This window comes from Pantoea sp. NGS-ED-1003, from assembly GCF_000738765.1.
Lineage (GTDB): Bacteria > Pseudomonadota > Gammaproteobacteria > Enterobacterales > Enterobacteriaceae > Pantoea > Pantoea septica.
In genome coordinates this window covers 444,403-462,882 of sequence record NZ_JPQA01000001.1, presented here as the reverse complement: position 1 = coordinate 462,882, position 18,480 = coordinate 444,403, and the positions used below count along the sequence as shown (strand labels likewise).

At 62.1% G+C, this 18,480-nt stretch carries 15 protein-coding genes; 7 read left to right on the top strand and 8 right to left on the bottom strand.

Annotated elements, in window-relative coordinates; translation table 11 throughout:
• Window positions 1-41 precede the first annotated feature (41 nt).
• From araG to JS46_RS02085, 4 genes are all read left to right on the top strand, one after another.
• On the top strand, window positions 42-1,562 hold the full coding sequence (gene araG / locus JS46_RS02100) for an L-arabinose ABC transporter ATP-binding protein AraG (RefSeq protein WP_033747363.1): 1,521 nt from the start codon (window positions 42-44) through the stop codon (window positions 1,560-1,562).
• Window positions 1,563-1,576: 14 nt separating this feature from the next.
• A complete protein-coding gene (gene araH, locus JS46_RS02095; protein WP_033747362.1) occupies window positions 1,577-2,563 on the top strand; it encodes an L-arabinose ABC transporter permease AraH in 987 nt (328 codons plus the stop codon).
• Between the two features lie 62 nt (window positions 2,564-2,625).
• Window positions 2,626-3,543, top strand: a complete 918-nt coding sequence (araC, locus tag JS46_RS02090) for an arabinose operon transcriptional regulator AraC (RefSeq protein WP_033747360.1) — start codon at window positions 2,626-2,628, stop codon at window positions 3,541-3,543.
• 78 nt (window positions 3,544-3,621) lie between these two features.
• The gene (locus JS46_RS02085) at window positions 3,622-4,662 is read left to right on the top strand and encodes an oxidoreductase (protein ID WP_033747359.1); all 1,041 of its coding nucleotides are present in this window, start codon (window positions 3,622-3,624) and stop codon (window positions 4,660-4,662) included.
• A gap of 61 nt (window positions 4,663-4,723) precedes the next feature.
• Here JS46_RS02085 and add read toward each other — a convergent pair whose 3' ends face one another.
• From add to malX, 3 genes are all read right to left on the bottom strand, one after another.
• Window positions 4,724-5,722, bottom strand: coding sequence for an adenosine deaminase (add, locus tag JS46_RS02080; protein WP_033747357.1), 999 nt, complete (start codon window positions 5,720-5,722; stop codon window positions 4,724-4,726).
• 134 nt (window positions 5,723-5,856) lie between these two features.
• Complete coding sequence (locus JS46_RS02075; protein ID WP_033747354.1) at window positions 5,857-7,041, bottom strand: MalY/PatB family protein; 1,185 nt, start codon at window positions 7,039-7,041, stop codon at window positions 5,857-5,859.
• 5 nt (window positions 7,042-7,046) lie between these two features.
• Entirely contained in the window at window positions 7,047-8,630 is a 1,584-nt protein-coding gene (malX, locus tag JS46_RS02070; protein WP_033747352.1) for a maltose/glucose-specific PTS transporter subunit IIBC, read from the bottom strand.
• A 181-nt stretch (window positions 8,631-8,811) separates the two neighbouring features.
• Here malX and malI point away from each other — a divergent pair, with 181 nt between their 5' ends.
• Window positions 8,812-9,846 (top strand): Mal regulon transcriptional regulator MalI, encoded by a 1,035-nt coding sequence (gene malI, locus JS46_RS02065; protein WP_033747350.1) that lies wholly within the window; start codon window positions 8,812-8,814, stop codon window positions 9,844-9,846.
• A 14-nt stretch (window positions 9,847-9,860) separates the two neighbouring features.
• On the opposite strand, the gene JS46_RS02060 is transcribed toward malI, so the two are convergent.
• From JS46_RS02060 to JS46_RS02040, 5 genes are read right to left on the bottom strand one after another with little or no spacing between them, the layout of a single operon-like run.
• On the bottom strand, window positions 9,861-10,640 hold the full coding sequence (locus JS46_RS02060; RefSeq protein ID WP_033747348.1) for an SDR family oxidoreductase: 780 nt from the start codon (window positions 10,638-10,640) through the stop codon (window positions 9,861-9,863).
• A 10-nt stretch (window positions 10,641-10,650) separates the two neighbouring features.
• Entirely contained in the window at window positions 10,651-11,739 is a 1,089-nt protein-coding gene (locus tag JS46_RS02055) for a Xaa-Pro peptidase family protein (RefSeq protein ID WP_033747346.1), read from the bottom strand.
• On the bottom strand, window positions 11,736-13,388 hold the full coding sequence (locus JS46_RS02050; protein ID WP_051905547.1) for a GMC family oxidoreductase: 1,653 nt from the start codon (window positions 13,386-13,388) through the stop codon (window positions 11,736-11,738). The genes JS46_RS02055 and JS46_RS02050 overlap by 4 nt, the downstream gene beginning before the upstream one ends.
• 10 nt (window positions 13,389-13,398) lie before the next feature.
• Window positions 13,399-14,724 (bottom strand): MFS transporter, encoded by a 1,326-nt coding sequence (locus JS46_RS02045; protein ID WP_033747344.1) that lies wholly within the window; start codon window positions 14,722-14,724, stop codon window positions 13,399-13,401.
• 30 nt (window positions 14,725-14,754) lie between these two features.
• Window positions 14,755-15,609 (bottom strand): MBL fold metallo-hydrolase, encoded by an 855-nt coding sequence (locus tag JS46_RS02040; RefSeq protein WP_051905545.1) that lies wholly within the window; start codon window positions 15,607-15,609, stop codon window positions 14,755-14,757.
• Between the two features lie 140 nt (window positions 15,610-15,749).
• On the opposite strand from JS46_RS02040, the gene JS46_RS02035 reads away from it, so the two are divergent.
• Window positions 15,750-16,916 carry an ROK family transcriptional regulator gene (locus tag JS46_RS02035; protein WP_033747342.1) on the top strand — a complete coding sequence of 389 codons (1,167 nt, stop codon included), beginning with the start codon at window positions 15,750-15,752 and terminating at the stop codon, window positions 16,914-16,916.
• Between the two features lie 126 nt (window positions 16,917-17,042).
• Entirely contained in the window at window positions 17,043-18,455 is a 1,413-nt protein-coding gene (locus tag JS46_RS02030) for a sugar porter family MFS transporter (RefSeq protein ID WP_152560658.1), read from the top strand.
• Window positions 18,456-18,480 lie beyond the last annotated feature (25 nt).

Genomic DNA, 18,480 nt, shown 5'->3' with positions numbered 1-18,480 from the left:
CCTGCGCGGCGGCACCTTTACGGTAAACCAGAGGAGTTACCATGAATAGCGAGCCAACCTTTCTGTCGTTTCATGGCATCAGCAAGACGTTTCCCGGCGTTAAGGCGCTGCAGGATATCTCGTTCGACTGTCGCGGCGGCGAAGTGCACGCCCTGATGGGCGAGAACGGCGCGGGCAAATCGACGCTGCTGAAAATTCTCAGCGGCAGCTATCAGCCCAGCGGCGGCGAAATCCGCATTAAAGGCGAGCCGGTTAGTTTTCAACATACCAGCGAGGCGCTGGATGCCGGCGTCGCCATTATCTACCAGGAGCTGCATCTGGTGCCGGAGATGAGCGTGGCGGAGAACATCTACCTCGGTCAGATCCCGCACAAGCGCGGCCTGGTGAACCGCAAGGTGCTGCGCTACGAAGCGGGCCTGCAGCTGAAAAACCTCGGCATGGATATCGATCCCGATATGCCGCTGAAATATCTCTCCCTCGGCCAGTGGCAGATGGTGGAGATTGCCAAGGCGCTGGCGCGCAACGCGCGCATTATCGCCTTTGACGAGCCAACCAGCTCGCTGTCGGCGCGCGAAATCGAAAACCTGTTCCGCGTGATCCGCCAGCTGCGCGCGGAAGGGCGCGTGGTGCTCTACGTCTCGCACCGCATGGAGGAGATCTTTGCCCTCAGCGACGCCATTACCGTATTTAAAGATGGCCGCTACGTGCGCACCTTTACCGATATGGCCAACACCCATCATGACGATCTGGTGCAGGCGATGGTGGGACGCAACCTTGGCGATATCTACGGCTATACGCCGCGTCCGCACGGGCCGGTGCGCCTGGTGCTGGAGAAGGTCGAGGCGAAGGGCGTGCGCGAGCCTGTCTCGCTTGAAGTGCGCGCCGGTGAAATCGTCGGCCTGTTCGGGCTGGTGGGCGCCGGACGCAGCGAACTGATGAAGGGCATCTTCGGCGCGACCCGGCTGCGCGGCGGCCGCATTCTGCTGGACGGCGAGGTGCTGAAACTGCGCGAGCCGATCGACGCGATCCGCGCCGGCGTAATGCTTTGTCCCGAAGATCGCAAAGCCGAAGGGATCATCCCGGTGCACTCGGTGCGCGACAACATCAATATCAGCGCGCGACGTCACAACCTGACCGCCGGCTGCCTGATTAAAAATCAGTGGGAGACCCGCAACGCCGACAGCCATATTCGCTCGCTCAATATCAAAACGCCTCACGCCGAGCAGCTGATCATGAATCTCTCCGGCGGCAACCAGCAGAAGGCGATTCTCGGCCGCTGGCTGTCGGAAGAGATGAAGGTGATCCTGCTGGACGAGCCGACGCGCGGCATCGACGTTGGCGCCAAGCATGAGATCTATAACCTGATCTATCAGCTGGCGAGCAAAGGCATCGCGGTGCTGTTCGCCTCCAGCGATCTGCCGGAAGTGATGGGCCTGGCCGACCGCATCGTGGTGATGCGCGAAGGCGCCATCGCCGGCGAACTGCTGCATGACGCCGCCACGGAGCAGCAGACGCTGAGCCTGGCGATGCCCAAAACCACCCAAGCGGCCGCTGTGGCCTGACAGAGGAAAATATTATGTCTTCATCCACAACTTCAGGTACGCCGCCGGTGCAGCAGCGCAGCGGCATGCGCTTCGGGCGTATCTGGGATAACTTCGGCATGCTGGTGGTGTTCGCGCTGCTGTTCGTCGCCTGCGCCGTGTTCGTGCCTAACTTCGGCTCCTTTATCAATATGAAGGGGCTGGGCCTGGCGATGTCGATGTCGGGCATGGTGGCGTGCGGCATGCTGTTCTGCCTCGCCTCCGGCGATTTCGACCTGTCGGTCGCCTCGGTGATCGCCTGCGCGGGCGTGGTCGCCGCGGTGGTGATCAACATGACCGAAAGCCTGTGGATCGGCGTCTTCGCCGGTCTGCTGATCGGCGTCGCCACCGGCTTTGTTAACGGCTTTGTGATTGCGCGTCTGAAAATCAACGCCCTGATCACCACGCTGGCGACCATGCAGATCGTGCGCGGCCTGGCCTATATCTTCTCCGACGGCAAGGCGGTCGGCATCGAAGATGAACGTTTCTTTACCCTCGGCTTCGCCAACTGGCTCGGCGTGCCTGCGCCGATCTGGCTCACCATCGCCACCATGCTGATTTTCGGCTTCCTGCTCAACAAAACCACCTTTGGCCGCAACACGCTGGCGATCGGCGGCAATGAAGAGGCGGCGCGGCTGGCAGGCGTGCCGGTGGTGCGCACCCGCATCATCATCTTTATTCTCTCCGGGCTGGTGTCGGCGGCGGCGGGCATTATTCTCGCCTCGCGCATGACCAGCGGCCAGCCGATGACCTCGCTGGGCTATGAGCTGGTGGTGATCTCCGCCTGCGTGCTGGGCGGCGTCTCGCTGAAGGGCGGCATCGGCAAAATTTCCTATGTGGTGGCGGGCGTGCTGATCCTCGGCACCGTTGAAAATGCGATGAATTTACTGAATATCTCGCCATTCTCACAGTACGTGGTGCGTGGTCTGATACTGTTAGCGGCGGTGATTTTCGACCGCTACAAACAAAAGCATAAAGCCTGACGGCATAAAGAGGCGGCGCCCCGGCGCCGCGCTCTGTTTAACCCTGACTGAGTGAGGACGTTATGTACCACCGTGAATCCACAGCGGCGCAGCAAAATCCTCTGTTGCCCGGTTATCCCTTCAATGCCTGGCTGGTCGCCGGGCTGACGCCGATTGCGGCCGACGGTCCGCTCGATTTTTTTATTGACCGTCCGCACGGCATGAAAGGCTTCATTCTTAACCTCACGATTAAAGGCAAGGGCCGGGTGTTCGACGGCGAAAACGGCTTTGACTGCCTGCCGGGCGATATGCTGCTGTTTCAGCCGAAAACGCCGCATTACTACGGGCGCGCCTCGGACAGCCCGGAGTGGCATCACCGCTGGGTCTACTTCCGCCCGCGCGCCTACTGGAACGACTGGCTGCAGTGGCAGGACGCGCGTGAAGGCGTCGGGCGACTGCATCTTAATGAAACGCTGCGCACCGAGTTCGACCGCCTGTTCGCCAGCATCGAGCAAACCCACAACTCCGGCCGCCGCTTCGCCGAAGAGCTGGCGATGAACCTGCTGGAGCGCCTGCTGCTGCGCGCGGTAGAGGAAGATCCGCGCAGCCATCAGCAAGTGCGCGACCCGCGCATCATCGAAGCCTGCCAGTACGTCACCAACCATCTTGCCAGCGAGGTGAAGATAGAAGAGGTGGCGCGCCACGTCTGCCTGTCCCCGTCGCGCCTGGCGCACCTGTTCCGCGAACAGATGGGCGTCAATCTGTTGCGCTGGCGCGAAGACCAGCGCGTCATCCGCGCCAAGCTGCTGCTGCAAACCACGCAGGAGCCGATCGCCAGCGTCGGGCGCGAAGTAGGTTATGACGACCAGCTTTACTTTTCACGCGTGTTCCGCAAACGGGTCGGCGTCAGCCCCAGCGATTTTCGTCGTCGCAATCAGGATGCGCAGGATACCTTGCTCGCGGAAACGCCTTGGCCGATGGCGCAGAGTGCTATCTCCTGATTTTTCGGGGGATTCCTGCTTGTTCTAACCGACGCTATGGTCTTAAATCAGTCGGGTATGCGAATAAGAGGAGTGATAATGAGCGACAAACTTCGTGTTGGACTGATAGGGTACGGCTTCGCGAGCAAGACGTTTCACGCGCCGCTGATTGCGGGCACGCCGGACGTCGAGCTGGCCGCCATCTCCAGTAGCGACGAAGGGAAAGTGCACGCTGACTGGCCGCAGGTAAAAGTGGTGGCCGATCCTCAGGCGCTGTTAGAGGATCCGTCGCTGCAGCTGATTGTGATCCCGACGCCCAACGATACCCACTTTCCGCTGGCCAAAGCCGCGCTGAACGCCGGCAAGCATGTGGTCGTAGATAAGCCCTTTACCGTGACGTTGTCACAGGCGCGCGAGCTGGAAGCGCTGGCGAAGGCCAAAGGCCTGCTGCTTTCCGTGTTCCATAACCGCCGCTGGGACAGCGATTTCCTGACGCTGAAACAGCTGCTGAAAGAGGGCACGCTGGGCGAAGTGCGCTATTTTGAATCGCATTTCGACCGTTTCCGCCCGGAAGTGCGTCAGCGCTGGCGCGAGATGAAAGGCGCCGGCAGCGGCATCTGGTACGATTTGGGGCCGCATCTGCTCGATCAGGCGCTACAGCTGTTCGGCGCGCCGGTTGCCATCAACGTCGATATGGCGGAGATGCGTCCTGGCGCGCAGACCACCGACTACTTCCACGCCACGCTGACCTATCCGCAGCGTCGCGTGGTGCTGCATGCCAGCATGCTGGTGGCGGCCGAGTCGCCACGTTACGTGGTGCACGGCACGCGCGGCAGCTACGTGAAATATGGTCTGGATCCGCAGGAAGATCGGCTGAAGGCGGGCGATTTTCCGCCGGCCGAGGACTGGGGCTACGATATGCGCGACGGCGTGCTGACGCTGGCCGAGGGCGAAGGCGTCAAGGAAGAGACGCTAATGACGCAGCCGGGCAACTATCCTGCCTACTATGCGGCGGTGCGCGACGCGATTAGCGGGCGCGGCAACAATCCGGTGACGGCGGAAGAGGCGATCCAGGTGATGGAGCTGATCGAGCTGGGCCTGCAGTCGGCGGAGAAGCGCCAGACGCTCTCGCTGAAGTAACGAAACAACCGGCTGCGTGCAGCCGGCTTTTGCCGAATAAGGCCGCCTGCGCGGCCTTTTTTTACGCCTGCACTTTATTGCGGATAGCGGTTTTCTCGGCGTCGCTCAGGAAGGCGATGGTCAAACCGTTCTCCTGTGCCTGGCGGATCTGCGCGGCGCTCAGCCCGGCGGCGGGCGCGGCGTGCTGATACTCGTGCGCCAGCTCAATGCCCTGAACCGCCGGATCGTCGGTGTTGATAGTCGCCAGAATGCCGTGCTCCAGGAACTGTTTCAGCGGATGGTGCGCCAGCGAGGAGACGGTGCTGGTCTGGATATTGGAGGTCAGGCAGGACTCGATGCCGATGCGGTGCTCGGCGAGAAAATCCATCAGCGCGCGGTCTTCAATCGCCTTCACGCCGTGGCCGATACGCTCGGCGCCCAGCTCGCGGATCGCCTGCCAGATGCTCTCCGGACCGGCCGCTTCGCCCGCATGCACCGTGACGCGGAAACCGGCGTCGCGCGCCTGAGTAAAGTGGCTCAGGAACTCGCTGCCGGGAAAGCCCAGCTCGTCGCCCGCCAGATCGACGGCGGTGATATGATCGCGGTGCGCCAGCAAGCCTTCCAGTTCGCGCAGGCAGGCTTCGTCGCCGAAGGTGCGGCTCATAATGCCGATCAGGCGCACGTCGACGTTATATTTCTGACAGCCCGCTTTAATCCCGTCGATAACGGCTTCCACCACGCCCGCCACCGGCAGATTATGGTTCATCGCCATATAGCCTGGGGAGAAGCGCAGCTCGGCGTAGTGGATGCCGGCGCGCGCCGCATCTTCGACATTTTCCAGCGCGATGCGGCGGCAGGCGTCGAGATCGCCCAGCACCTTAACGCCCCAGTCGAGCTTATTCAGAAAGCTCACCAGATCGGGCTGGTTTTCCACGACCTGAACGTGGGGACGCAGCGCTTCCAGCGTGGCGGCGGGCAGGGCGAGGTTAAACTGGCGGCCTAAATCCAGAATGGTTTGCGCGCGGATGTTGCCGTCAAGATGGCGATGGATATCGGTAACGGGAAGGCTGGAATCGAACATGCTGCACTCTCTGACAGGAATAAAAGTGCAGACCATTATAGAAACAACTTGCGCAACATAGCGAGCCCTTTGCGCAACCCGCGCCGCAACTGCTGGGATAGTAAGCGAAAGGGCGGCTGTTCAGCCGCCCGTTGTCACGCCCCGAGCGCGTGCAGCGCGGCGATCAGGCGGCCCACGCCATCCTCCAGCTTGCTGCGCGGACAGCCGGCGTTAAGACGCAGAAAGCCCCGGCTTGCGTCGCCGTAGGTCGAGCCGGGCATCATCGCCACTTTTTGCCGCTGGATAAGCTGCTGCTGCAGCACCGCCTCGTCGACGCCGAGCGGGTTGAGATCGATCCATGCCAGATAGGTCGCCTGCGGAGGTTGCCAGCCAAGCTGCGGAAAGGCGCCGTTGAGCCGCTGCGCTATCCACTGCATATTCGCCCGCAGATAGTCGCGCAGCGCGTCGAGCCAGGGCGCACCGTGGCGATAGGCGGCGATGTGCGCCGCGACGGCGAGAACCGCAGGGGAAGAGAGGCCGTCCGCCGCTTTCATCTGGCGCAGCAATGCCTGGCGATCGACAGGGTCGGGAATCATTCCCCATGCGCCGGTTAGCGCCGGCACGTTAAAACTCTTCGATGCCGAGGTGAACAGCGCCCAGTCGCTGCACGCCACTTCGCTCCAGGGCAAATGCACAACATCAGCCATGACCATATCCATATGGATTTCATCGCTGATCACGCGGACCTGATAACGCTCGCACAGCGCCGCCATCTGGGTCAGCTCGTCGCGCGTCCAGACCTTGCCGGTGGGGTTGTGCGGGCTACAGAGCAGCATCACTTTGCAGCGCGGCCGGGCGAGCTGCTGCTCCAGCGCCTGCATATCGCAGCGCCAGCCGTGGACGTCGCGCTGCAGCGGCTGCGTCAGAATCTGGCGTTGACTGGCAGTCAACAAGGCATAAAAGGCGTCGTAGGCGGGCGTGTGGATCAGCACTTCGTCGCCTGGCGCGGTCCAGCGGCGCACCATCTGCGCCACCATATAGATCACCGAAGGGGCGTAGACCAGCGTGCTCTCATCCGGCGTTGTATGAAATCGCGTCTGCATCCAGTGGCAGACCGCCGAGAGAAAGTCGCTATGCTGCCAGCGGCTGTAGCCGAACACGCCGTGGTCGAGCCGCTGCTGCAGCGCCGCGCGAATAGCGGGCGCGACGGCGAAATCCATATCCGAAATAGTGAAGGGCAGCAGATCCGGCGCGCCAAAGCGATCGGCGACAAAATCCCACTGCGTGCAGTAGCTGCCGCGCCGGTCGATAACCTGGTCGAAATCGAACTGTTCTCTCATATGCGTTACACCGTCACATTCATCAGCGACGCCAGCTCTTCCTTAACGGACTGCACCTGGGGTCCGATCACCACCTGCAGCGTAACCGGGCTGAGATGCACCACGCCGATGGCGCCGTTGGCCTTTAGCGCGGCGTCATCGACTTTGCTCATATCGACGATGCGCAGGCGCAGGCGGGTCAGGCAGTTATCCAGCGAACTGATATTCTCCACGCCGCCCAGCGCCTCGAGGATAGCGGGCGCGTTATAGCCCGATTTGCCCGCGCCGGCGCGGCTCACCTGCCGCTCGACGCCGCTCTCTTTTTCACGCCCTGGCGTGGCGATATTGAAGCGAATGATGGCGAAACGGAACAGTGCATAGTAGCCGGCGAACCACAGCGCGGCGGCGACCGGCACCCAGTACCATTTAGTGGCGAGGCCGTGCAGGATGCCGAACACCACAAAATCGATGATATTGCCGTCAGTATTGCCGATGGTGACGCCGAGCACCGCCATCAGCGTAAAGCCGAGCCCGGTGAGCAGCGCGTGCAGCAGGTAGAGCGCCGGCGCGACAAACAGAAACAGGAACTCGATTGGCTCGGTGGTGCCGCCGACCACGCAGGCCACCACGCCGGAAATCAGCAGGCCTTTAATCTTGTGGCGATTCTCCGGCCGGGCGCAGTGGTAGATGGCGAGCGCCGCGCCCGGCAGGCCGCCGAGAAACGCGGGCATTTTTCCCTGCGAGAGAAAGCGGGTGGCGCTTTCCGAAAAGCCTTGCACTTGCGGGCAGGCGAGCTGCGCCTGGAAAATGGTCAGCGCGCCGCTGACGCTTTTGCCGCATACCTCCATGGTGCCGCCCGCGTCGGTAAAGCGAATAATCGCCACCAGAATATGCTGCAACCCAAACGGCAGCAGCAGGCGTTCGCCGGTGCCGAACAGCATCGGGCCAAAGTTGCCTGCGCCGTTAATCATCCAGCCGAGCCCGGCGATGCCGCGCGCGAAGAAAGGCCAGATCAGCGGCACCGCCAGGCCGAGCAGGCCGGTGACCAGCAGAGTAATAATGGGAACGAAGCGCGTGCCGCCGAAAAAGGCCAGCGCGTCCGGCAGCCGGATAGTGTGGAAGCGCTCATGCAGCCAGAAAACCACCACGCCGACAATCACCGCGCCAAGGATACCGGTGTCGATCGCCTGGATGCCCAGTACCGACTGCACATTGTTGGCCTTCAGCAGCGCAGCATCGCTGGTGGGTAAAATGCCTTTCATCGTGAGCCAGAAGTTGGTGCTGAGGTTCATCACCGTATAGCCGACAAACCCGGCGAAGGCGGCAACGCCTTTATTCTCGCGCGCCATGCCGAGTGGGATGGCAATGGCGAACATCACCGGCAGAAAGCGGAAGGCGAAGGCGCCGGTGGCCGCCATCCAGACAAACAGATGCTGCAGCAGCGGCTGGTCCAGCAGCGGGATCAGCGTCAGCACGTCGCGGCTGCTGAGCGAGCTGCCGATGCCGAGCATAATGCCGCAAAACGACAGCAGGGCGACGGGCAGCATAAAGGTCTTGCCCAGGCTCTGAAAGAACTCCCAGAGCGACAGGCGCGGAAGTGGAGCGGACATATTTTCTCCTGGAAAGAAAGTAACGGCAAGTCGAGGTGAAAAGATGATAAAACGTTTTACCATGGCGTTTTGAGCGGCCTGTCACATTGTGAACGGGTGCGATAAAGTTAAGTTTATTCGGCAGGTTTAACGTTTTACCTATATGATACCGCCATGTAAGAGCTTTCCCCGGGCGTGCAACATGTCGCAGCAAAAAATCACCATTAACGACGTCGCCGAGGCGGCGGGCGTCTCCGTCACCACCGTTTCGCTGGTGCTTTCCGGCAAAGGCCGTATCTCGCCCGCCACGGCGGCGCGGGTCAACGAGGCGATCGAGCAGTCAGGCTATGTGCGTAACCGCACGGCGGCGGCGCTGCGCGGCGGCGCCAGCGGCGTAATCGGCCTGATCGTCAGGGATTTGAGCCAGCGCTTTTACGCTGAGATGACGGCCGGGCTCAGCGAGGCGCTGGAGGCGCAGGACAAGATGCTGGTGCTGACCCAGAGCGGCGCGCAGGGTCAGCATCTGGCGCGCTGCTTCGAGTCGCTGGTGGCGCAGGGCGTCGACGGCGTGGTGCTGGGCGGCGATGCGGGCAACGGCGCGGCGCTGGCGACGCGCGCCGCCGAGCTCGGGCTGCCGCTGATCTGCGCCTCGCGCGCCAGCTATCTGGAGGGGACGGACAGCCTGCGGCCCGACAACGCGCTGGGCGCGCGCATGGCGACGGAATATCTCATTCGTCAGGGACATCAGCATATCGCCTGGCTAGGCGGCAGCGGCGCGTCGCTGACGCGCGCCGAGCGCATCGGCGGCTACTGCGCCACGCTGCTACAGTACGGCCTGCCTTTTAAGCCGGAGTGGATTATCGAGTGCGAAGAGAGCCAGAAGGCGGCGGCCGAGGCGACCACACAGCTGCTGCAGCGCCATCCGCGGCTGACGGCCATCATCGCCGCCAACACCGCCACCGCGCTGGGCGGCTACTTCGCGCTGCTGCGCAGCGGGCGCACGCTGGGTCAGGGCGCGGTTGACAGCTATTACGCGCAGCAGATGGCGCTGGTGGGTTTCAGCGACGAGCCGCAGGCGAATCTGAGCGATCCGCCGCTCACCTTTGTCTGCAGCCCGGCGCGGGAGATGGGCCGCGCGGCAGCGGCGCGCATCCTGCTGCGGCTTAGCGCGCCGGAGACCGCCAGCCAGCACATGATTTTGACGCCGAGCCTTATCGGCGGCGACAGAGTGCGATAAGCGCGCCAGCGCCTTTAATCGTGATAGACCTGGCTGCGGCCGCCGTCGATCACAATGTCGGTCGCATTGATAAAACGCGCTTCGTCAGAGGCTAAAAACAGCGCAGTATAGGCGACCTCGTCCGGTTCGCCGATCCTTTTGCAGGGCAGCAGATTTTGCTGCCTTTGCCGTTCCGCCGCCGGGTCCGGGCAGCTGGCCAGCCAGGCTTCCGCCGCGGGCGTCATGATCAGGCCGGGCGAAATGCTGTTGATGCGAATGCCCTGGCTGGCGTACTCCACACCCAGCGAGCGGGTCAGGCCGATCAGGCCATGTTTCGCCACGGGATAGGGAAAGGCGCCGGGAATGATTTTATGTCCGTGCACCGACGCGACGTTGACGATATTGCCGTAGTGGCGTTTTAGCATGCCTGGCAGCACGCTGCGTATCAGGTTGTAGGGCCCCTGTAAATTGACGTTGATACAGCGCTGCCAATCGTCGTCCGTCAGGGCGAGCGCGTCGCGAAAGACATTCACGCCCGCGCAGTTGATCAGGATATCGATATGGCCGAAGGCGTCCTCAACCTGGCGGACGCCCGCCGCAACCTGTTCCGGCTGGGTCACGTCCGCCACGCAGGCGATGCACGGCTGGCCTGTCTGCTGCTGCAGCTGCGCGGCCAGCGGCTCCGTCGTCTCCGTCGTCAAATCAAGCAGCGCGACGCGCGCGCCTTGCCGGGCGAAGAGCGAGGCGATAGCGCTGCCGATGCCGCTGCCCGCGCCCGTTACGACGACGGTCTTCTGTTTTAAACGTTCTGACATTTTCGCTTCCTTATAATGACAACGGTAAAATCAGCCAGTCGGCAAGCTGCCAGCGCCGGCCGTCGCGGGCTTCCTCGATCAAGGGCCAGTCGCCGCTGCGGGTCAGCCATTCGACGCCCTCTTCAGTGACCAGCAGCGTATCCTCGCTCTTAACGCCGCTCAGCGTAGGATTCCAGGCATGCGCGGTATCGGCCGCAATGGCGCCCGCGGTGTCCGGCGTAACAATCCAGTCGCGACAGCCGTAGCCTGCCGGACCGCCCTGATGGTGCTCGCGCCAGCTCTCCGTCCAGCCGTGGCGCCGGTAGGCCTGTTGAATCTGCGCAAAGAAATCCTGCCAGCGCCGGTTAACCGCGATAGCCTGCAGAATATCGGCATGGATCCCGGCCAGCGTGCCGATACGCTGCTTCAGCGCCTCATCAGGTTCGCCGAGATGCACCATCCGGGTCAGGCTGACGTTAAGGCCCAGCCGCTCCGCGCCCAGGGTGATCAGCATCTTTCTGGCCAGCCGTTTCGTGCCCGGCACCGGGTGTTTATACAGAGCGATGCGCTCGTCAGCCGCTACCAGGGTACAGACCGGGCGAATGCCGCACGCCAGGCAGCGTCCGACGATCGCCGCTTCGACCTCGCGCTCGCTGATGCCTGGACGAAGCGTGCGCGCCACCTCTTCGACGATGCAGGCGGCTTCCCGACCCAGCTGGCGGAAGCGCTGTTTTTCATCCTCATTCAATCCCTGGCGCAGCCGGGGAAGCTGAGATTCCATATTCACCGTCGAGGCGAGCGGCGCGTCGCTGCCCAGCCGCGCCGGCCGGCAAGAGGCCAGCGCCATTTCCAGCGACCCATACCAGGGATAGCGGCTGATTTCGCAGGCGAACGGCAGCGGCTCTTCCGCCAGAATGCGGGGCATTTCGTTATCCGGCGCCAGCAGCCGTACCCGGTCGGGGAAGATCAGCAGGCTGGCGACGCCGGTCTCTGCCCGCTCCACCACGTAATAGCTGGCGCCCTGGGTGAGCCAGGCGATGTTGTCCCGCCGGGTGAGCAGCAGCGCATCCAGCCGCCATTCGGCAAGGGCGCGCTGCAGGGTATGTAGCCTTTCGCTCATGACAATACCTCCACGCAGCGCGTCTCTTCAACGACGCGTTCGCGCCCCGCAATCAGGTCGGCGGCGCGGTGAGCCACCGCCATAACGGCCGCATTGGTGTTGCCGCTAATGATATTCGGCATCACCGAGGCATCCACCACCCGAAGTTTCCCTAAGCCCCGCACCCGCAAGTCAGCAGTCACCACGGCCATGGGATCCTGTTCGTGGCCCATGCGGCAGGTGCCGACCGGATGGTAGCCCGTTTTCACCATGCGTTTGCAGTGCGCGGCGATCGCCTCATCGCCTGTGACCTCGGCACCGGGAAATATTTCCTGCTCGATCATGTCGGCGATCGGCGATGCCGCTATCATGCCGCGCGCAAAATGAAAGCCGGCCAGCGTGCGCGCCAGATCGTCGGGATGACCGAAGATTTGCGTATCGATAACCGGCAGGGAGGCGGGATGCGCGTCGCGCAGCGTGACGCGGCCGGTCGCTTTCGGCCGCAGCAGCAGCGAGTTGATCGTCACGCCATGGCCAGGATCCCGGCCCATGACGTCGCGATCGAGATAAACGGTCGGCACGCAGAACATCTGGATGGTCGGCGTCGCGCGAAAATCGAGCGGATCGAAAAAGGCGCAGGTTTCCACGCCGGTGGTCGTTACCGGGCCGGTTTTAAACAGCAGATACTCGATGCCCGCTTTGATCATCGGCCAGCCGCGATCCTGACCGTAATAGCCGAAGGCGCCGCGCGTGGTGGCCACTACCGGCACCTCATAATGATCCTGCAGGTTGCGGCCGACGCCGGGCAGGTGGTGACGCAGGGCAATACCCCGTTCCGCCAGGTGATCCTGCGGCCCGACGCCCGACAGCATCAGCAGCTTCGGCGTCTGATAGGCGCCCGCCGCCAGAATCGTCTCTTTGCTCGCCTCGGCATGGTGGGTGACGCCGTGACGCCGGTAGCGTACGCCTCTGGCCTCCGTTCCCTCGAACAGAATCTCCTCAACCTGCGCCTCGGTTTCAATCACCAGACGGCTGTCGTCGCGCAGCGGCGCGATAAACGCGTCGACCACGCTGCAGCGCTTGCGGGTGCGCCAGTCGATGGTGTGCTGCATAAAGCCGACGCCGAACGGGTCGCCGGTGTTGAAGTCGGGCGTATAGGGGATGCCCAGCGCCTGCATCGTTTTCACCCAGGCCCGGCTGAGCGGACTGAAATGGCCGAGATGCGATACTTTCAGCGGGCCGCCGACGCCGTGATCGGGCGCGCCGAGATGGTCGTTGTCTTCAATGGCGGTGAAGTGGGGCAGCAGCGCTTCCCAGGACCAGTCGACGCCGGTATGGCGCAGCGCGCGGTTCCACTCCGCGTAGTCCTGCCGGTGTCCGCGCATATAGACCATGGCATTCACCGTCGAACCGCCGCCTAACACTTTTGCCTGCGGCACGATGACGCCGCGCCCGTCGAGCTGCGGCTGCGGCTGGGTCTGATGCATAGTTAGGTATTTATCGCTGGCGAGATATTTCATATAGCCTGCCGGCATCTTCAGCACCGGATGATAGTCGCCGCTGCCGGCCTCTAACAGCAGCACCCGGGCGTTGCTCTCTTTTACCAGGCGCGCCGCCACGATACAGCCTGCGCTGCCGCCGCCTACCACGATGTAGTCAAAACCTTTCATCTTGTTACCTTTATTCCGTAAGCGCCGAGTTCAGCTTGCGTAGCCGCCTGGCGGCGGGGTTGTTCTGCTCGCCTGGGTCGAGCGGAGTGAGTAAAAAACACCAGGAGGTGACCGCGCTGATGAGATAAAGCAGCGCGTAGCACCAGATGACGCCTTCGGTGCCGAACAGGGCGTTCAGGCCGCTATAGAGTGCGGGGCCAAAGAAGGTGGAGAGCCCGGCGGCGAAACAGTAAATCGCCATGGCGTTGCCTTTGTCTTTCTTTTCACACAGCGAGGAGAAGAGCGCGGCGGCGGGCACGTAGCCGCACAGCGTGATGCCGTACAGGCAGGCGAAGAGCACGCTGAGCGCGAAGCTGCCGCCGCTCCACTGCGGCACGAAGTACATCAGCAGCATCGAGATGCAGGAGCCCAGGCCGCCGAAGAAGGTCAGCACCTTACGCCAGCCGATGCGGTCGCTCAGTTTGCCGACGACAGGATTAAAGCTCATGCCAACCAGACCCATGATGGTGATCAGGCTGAGATATTCCGTTTGCGAGAAGCCGATGCGCTCGGTAAAGAAGCCCGGCAGAAAGATAAAAAAGCCAAAGTAGGGCGTGGTATTGATAATGCGCACTACCGCGGCGGCGGCGATGCGCGGTTCACGCCAGAGAATATCGATGCCGCCCATCAGCGTTCGCCAGACGCCCTGACGACGCTGATCCTCATCCAGCAGCGGGCCATAGCCGGTGCGCTCTTTAACGGCGACCAGCATCACCACGATGCCTGACGCCACCAGCACCAGCGAGAGCCAGAAGGTCGCGTATTCACCGATCACCCTGATGGAAAAAATCGCCACCAGCGAACCGAGCGTCGGCAGACCGCCGGTAAAGGCAAGCCAGAACCAGCCGGTAGCGGAACCGCGCATCTCCAGCGGCGCGGCGGACTGGATCCAGACCAGAAACGCATAGGCGAACATCGGGTAGGCGATGCCGCGCAGGCCGTAGGTCAGCGCGATGCCCACCACGCTTTGCGCAGGCAGCGCAAAGGCGAGAAACAGCAGCTCAAACACCACCCAAATCACGCCGCCAAGCAGCATGACCCGACGCGGCCCAATCAGGGTCGAAAGCGAACCGGCCAGCCAGGAGCCCAGCGTGACCGTTACGCCATAAAAGGCGATCACCGCGGCGGCGATATCGAGGGTAAAGCCGTGGTGGCTCAGGTAGGGCGCCAGATAGTTAGATTCCACGCCGTCGCCGATCATAAAAAGCAGCACCGCAATATAGCCCCAGGCGAGCGCCGGCGGGATGCCGAGGCGGCGCAGCAAAGGCGAGGGCACCGCAGATGTTATTTTTGTCATAGCAGGTGATTCCATGAGTAGGGTGTGGTTTCAGGCGAGATAGAGGAAGCGCTCGCCTGGCATCAGCAAATGAAATTTCTTGCCGGGATAGCGGGTCAGCAGGTCATCGACAAACCAGGCGGGGTTGTCGCTGTTGCAGCTAAAGAGATCGTAATGACAGGGCAGCAGCAGATCGCCGCCGATGGCGTGGTGCAGATCCGCCGCATCGCGAAAACTCATATTCGGCATAATGCCGCGTCGGCCGCGGGCAACATCGCCGCCGTTGATGGGCAGCACGCAAATGTGCGGCCTGAGCTGCGCCATCTGGCTCTGCAGCGCCTCGGTCACCAGGGTATCGCCGCTGTGCCACAGGCTGAGCGCGCCGCAGCGGAGGTAATAGCCTAAATAACGGTCGTTGCCCTCGTCATCGCGTTCGTAGTCGCTGTGCGCCGCGGCCACCGGCAAAATTTGAAACTCGCCCGCCTCAATCAGGCTGCCGGTTTTCGCCAGCCGCACCTGACCGCCGAGGCGACGATTTTCCGCCTGCAAAAGTCGGCCGTCCGGCGCCGGGATCCAGATCGGCAGCTGCGGCGCCTTCTCCGCCAGCGGCTCAAGCGTCGCCAGATCGAGATGGTCATCGTGAAAATGGGTAATCAACACCGCGTCGCACACCGCCAGCGCCTCAGGGGGCAATACCGGCGGGAAGCGGCGCACGAACTCCGTGTCGGGATGTCGCCGTTCGATGGCGTCGCTTAAGTAGGGATCGATCGCCACCAGATCGCCGGCGTGATTTTTAATAATCATGCCGGCCTGTCCCAGACTCCAGACGGCCAGCGCATGACAGGGCACCTGCGTGGTGGTGAGTTCTGCCGCCAGCTGATGCGGGTCGCGAAGAGCAAATGCCATGGTTTCTCCTCCGGGCTTAATGAAGCCGCACTCTAAAACAAGCGGATAACGGAGGCTGGAGGAGGCGTCACAGAAGTTAGTTAACGCTGTTTACTAACATAAGCGATACTGCATTTCTCACCTTATGGGGCTCAAACGCAATGAAGCAGATCGGCTTAAACAACTTTCAGGTGCGCAAACACAATAAAACGCTGTTTATGACCCTGATGTGGCGGCATAAACAGGTCAGCAAATCGCAGCTGGCGCAGCTAAGCGGGCTAACCATCCCGGCCACCACCAAAATCCTGAACGAGCTTATCGACGAGGGGAAAATCGTTCATTCCGACGTGGCGCTGAGCCATCGCGGCGTCAACGGCGGCAGCTATCAACTGCCCTCCACCGGCCCCTGGACGCTCTGCATGTGCATTACGCCGACGCGTATCGAATATCAGCTGGCGGACGCGCAGCTGGTCGCGCAGGGGGAGTGTCAGCAGCGTGCGATCGACGCCGCGACCCCCGACGCGCTGTTGAAGGAGACAGAAGCGTTGTGGCGGCAGGTTTGCCAGCAATGGCCAAAGAAAAAAATCAATCTGGCGCTGGCGGTGCATGGCCAGGTCGATCCCGTCACCGGCGTCTCGCAGCATATGCCGCAGGCTGCCTGGAAGGCGCCGGTCGAGCTGAAATATTTGCTGGAAGAGCGTCTGAGCATCGAGGTCAGAGTAGACAATGACTGCATCATGCTGGCGCTGGCGGAAAAGTGGCTGAACCGCAATCAGCAGAGCGAGTTCTGCGTCATCAACGTCGACTACGGCATCGGCTCCTCTTTCGTCATCAACGGCGAGATCTTTCGCGGCAACCTCTATGGCAGCGGGCAAATCGGCCACACCATCGTCGATCCGCAGGGCAGGCGCTGTAGCTGCGGTCGTCGGGGCTGTCTGGAAACGGTGGCGTCGCTGAGCGCCATGAAACAGGCGGCCCGCGCTATCGACAGCGCGGCGCCGCTGACGAATCGCGAACTCTTCGCGCTCTGGCAGCGCGGTGACGCCTGGATTATCCACTGGGTGAATCAGGCGGCCGAAGCGATCGGCATGAGCCTGTATAATTTCCTTAATACGCTGAATATTAATCAGATATGGCTCTACGGCCGCAGTTGCGCCTTCGGCGAAAGCTGGCGGCAAACCATTGTGCGGCAGATCGACTTCAACCCTTTCGATCCGCGCGACAGCGTGAAAAACAGGGCGACCAATATCCATTTCGGCCAGTTGGATCGGGCAAGCCAGCTGCTGGGCATCGGATACCTCTACGTTGAAAACACCGCGACCGGCTGACTTAGTAAACTCCTTTAACTAAAATCTGTGAGCCTCTGAACTTTCACTCTGCGTGAAGGGTGGTCATATAGCCGCACCTTGACCCTCCTGCGGAGTAGCGACGTGAAACAACAACAACAGCTCTTTATGCGTTATGTGTGGGGAATCTGCCTCGTGGCGGCGTGCGGCGGCTTGCTCTTCGGCTATGACTGGGTGGTAATCGGCGGCGCCAAACCCTTCTATGAAGCCTGGTTCGGCATTACCGATCCGGCCACCTCCGGCTGGGCGATGAGCTCGGCGCTGGTCGGCTGCGTGGTTGGCGCCGTGGTTTCTGGCTGGTCAGCAGACCGGTTCGGCCGCAAAATCCCGCTGATGATCGCTGCGCTGCTCTTCGTTACCACCTCGATCGGCACCGCGCTGGCCACCAGTTTCGAACTCTTTGTCTGGTGCCGCATTCTCGGCGGCGTCGGCATCGGCATCGCCTCGGCGCTCAGCCCTATGTATATCGCGGAGATCAGCCCAGCGGACAAACGCGGCAAGTTCGTTGCGGTTAATCAGCTGACGATTGTCATCGGGGTGTTGGCGGCACAGCTGGTGAACCTGCTGATCGCCGAGCCGGTCGCCAGTGAGGCTACCCAGGAGACGCTGCGTCAAAGCTGGAACGGCGAATATGGCTGGCGCTGGATGTTCGCCTCCGCCGCGATCCCCTCGACGCTCTTCCTGGTGCTGATGTTTTTTGTGCCCGAATCGCCGCGCTGGCTGGTGATGGCGGGCAAAAAAGAACGCGCCCATGCCATGCTGCGAAAAATCGGCCCCGAGCCCTATGCGCAGCAAACCCTGACGGAAATTTCGCTGGCGGTTGAAAAAGATAAAAACGCGAAGCGCGCTTCCCTCGGCACGCTTTTCGAACCCCGTATCGCGCCGGTGATGGCGATCGGCATCGTACTGGCGGTGTTCCAGCAGTGGTGCGGCATCAACGTCATTTTCAACTATGCGCAGGAGATTTTCGCCTCCGCAGGCTTCGATATTAACGGGACGTTGAAATCGATCGTCGCTACCGGCCTGATCAATCTGCTGGCGACGCTGCTCGCGCTGCCGCTGGTGGATCGCCTGGGCCGACGCAGGCTGATGCTGCTGGGCGCGGGCGGCTTAACGCTCTGTTACGGCCTTATCGCCGCCGCCTATATGCTGGGCATGCTGGGATGGCCGGTGCTGATTCTGGTGCTGGCCGCTATCGCCATCTATGCGCTCACGCTTGCGCCGGTCACCTGGGTGCTGCTGGCGGAAATCTTCCCGAACCGGGTGCGCGGGCTGGCGATGTCGGTGGGCACCCTGGCGCTCTGGATCGCCTGCTTTATCCTGACCTACACCTTTCCGCTGCTCAACGCCGGACTGGGCGCAGCAGGCAGTTTTCTACTCTATGGTCTGATCTGTGCCGTAGGTTTTCTGTTCGTGGTAAAAAAAGTGCCCGAAACCCGTGGCGTCACGCTGGAGAAACTGGAGGAGCAGCTTACGGGCGCGCCGCTGCCTGCGGCGAAAACCGCGCGTAACGAGGCGTAAGATTATCAGTGCAGGGAAATGCAGA

Bases quoted from the DNA above. Each gene is read 5' to 3' on its own strand.
- araG (WP_033747363.1), top strand. From the start codon at position 42: ATGAATAGCGAGCCAACCTTTCTGTCGTTTCATGGCATCAGCAAGACG.
- araH (WP_033747362.1), top strand. From the start codon at position 1,577: ATGTCTTCATCCACAACTTCAGGTACGCCGCCGGTGCAGCAGCGCAGC.
- araC (WP_033747360.1), top strand. From the start codon at position 2,626: ATGTACCACCGTGAATCCACAGCGGCGCAGCAAAATCCTCTGTTGCCC.
- JS46_RS02085 (WP_033747359.1), top strand. From the start codon at position 3,622: ATGAGCGACAAACTTCGTGTTGGACTGATAGGGTACGGCTTCGCGAGC.
- add (WP_033747357.1), bottom strand. From the start codon at position 5,722: ATGTTCGATTCCAGCCTTCCCGTTACCGATATCCATCGCCATCTTGAC.
- JS46_RS02075 (WP_033747354.1), bottom strand. From the start codon at position 7,041: ATGAGAGAACAGTTCGATTTCGACCAGGTTATCGACCGGCGCGGCAGC.
- malX (WP_033747352.1), bottom strand. From the start codon at position 8,630: ATGTCCGCTCCACTTCCGCGCCTGTCGCTCTGGGAGTTCTTTCAGAGC.
- malI (WP_033747350.1), top strand. From the start codon at position 8,812: ATGTCGCAGCAAAAAATCACCATTAACGACGTCGCCGAGGCGGCGGGC.
- JS46_RS02060 (WP_033747348.1), bottom strand. From the start codon at position 10,640: ATGTCAGAACGTTTAAAACAGAAGACCGTCGTCGTAACGGGCGCGGGC.
- JS46_RS02055 (WP_033747346.1), bottom strand. From the start codon at position 11,739: ATGAGCGAAAGGCTACATACCCTGCAGCGCGCCCTTGCCGAATGGCGG.
- JS46_RS02050 (WP_051905547.1), bottom strand. From the start codon at position 13,388: ATGAAAGGTTTTGACTACATCGTGGTAGGCGGCGGCAGCGCAGGCTGT.
- JS46_RS02045 (WP_033747344.1), bottom strand. From the start codon at position 14,724: ATGACAAAAATAACATCTGCGGTGCCCTCGCCTTTGCTGCGCCGCCTC.
- JS46_RS02040 (WP_051905545.1), bottom strand. From the start codon at position 15,609: ATGGCATTTGCTCTTCGCGACCCGCATCAGCTGGCGGCAGAACTCACC.
- JS46_RS02035 (WP_033747342.1), top strand. From the start codon at position 15,750: ATGAAGCAGATCGGCTTAAACAACTTTCAGGTGCGCAAACACAATAAA.
- JS46_RS02030 (WP_152560658.1), top strand. From the start codon at position 17,043: ATGCGTTATGTGTGGGGAATCTGCCTCGTGGCGGCGTGCGGCGGCTTG.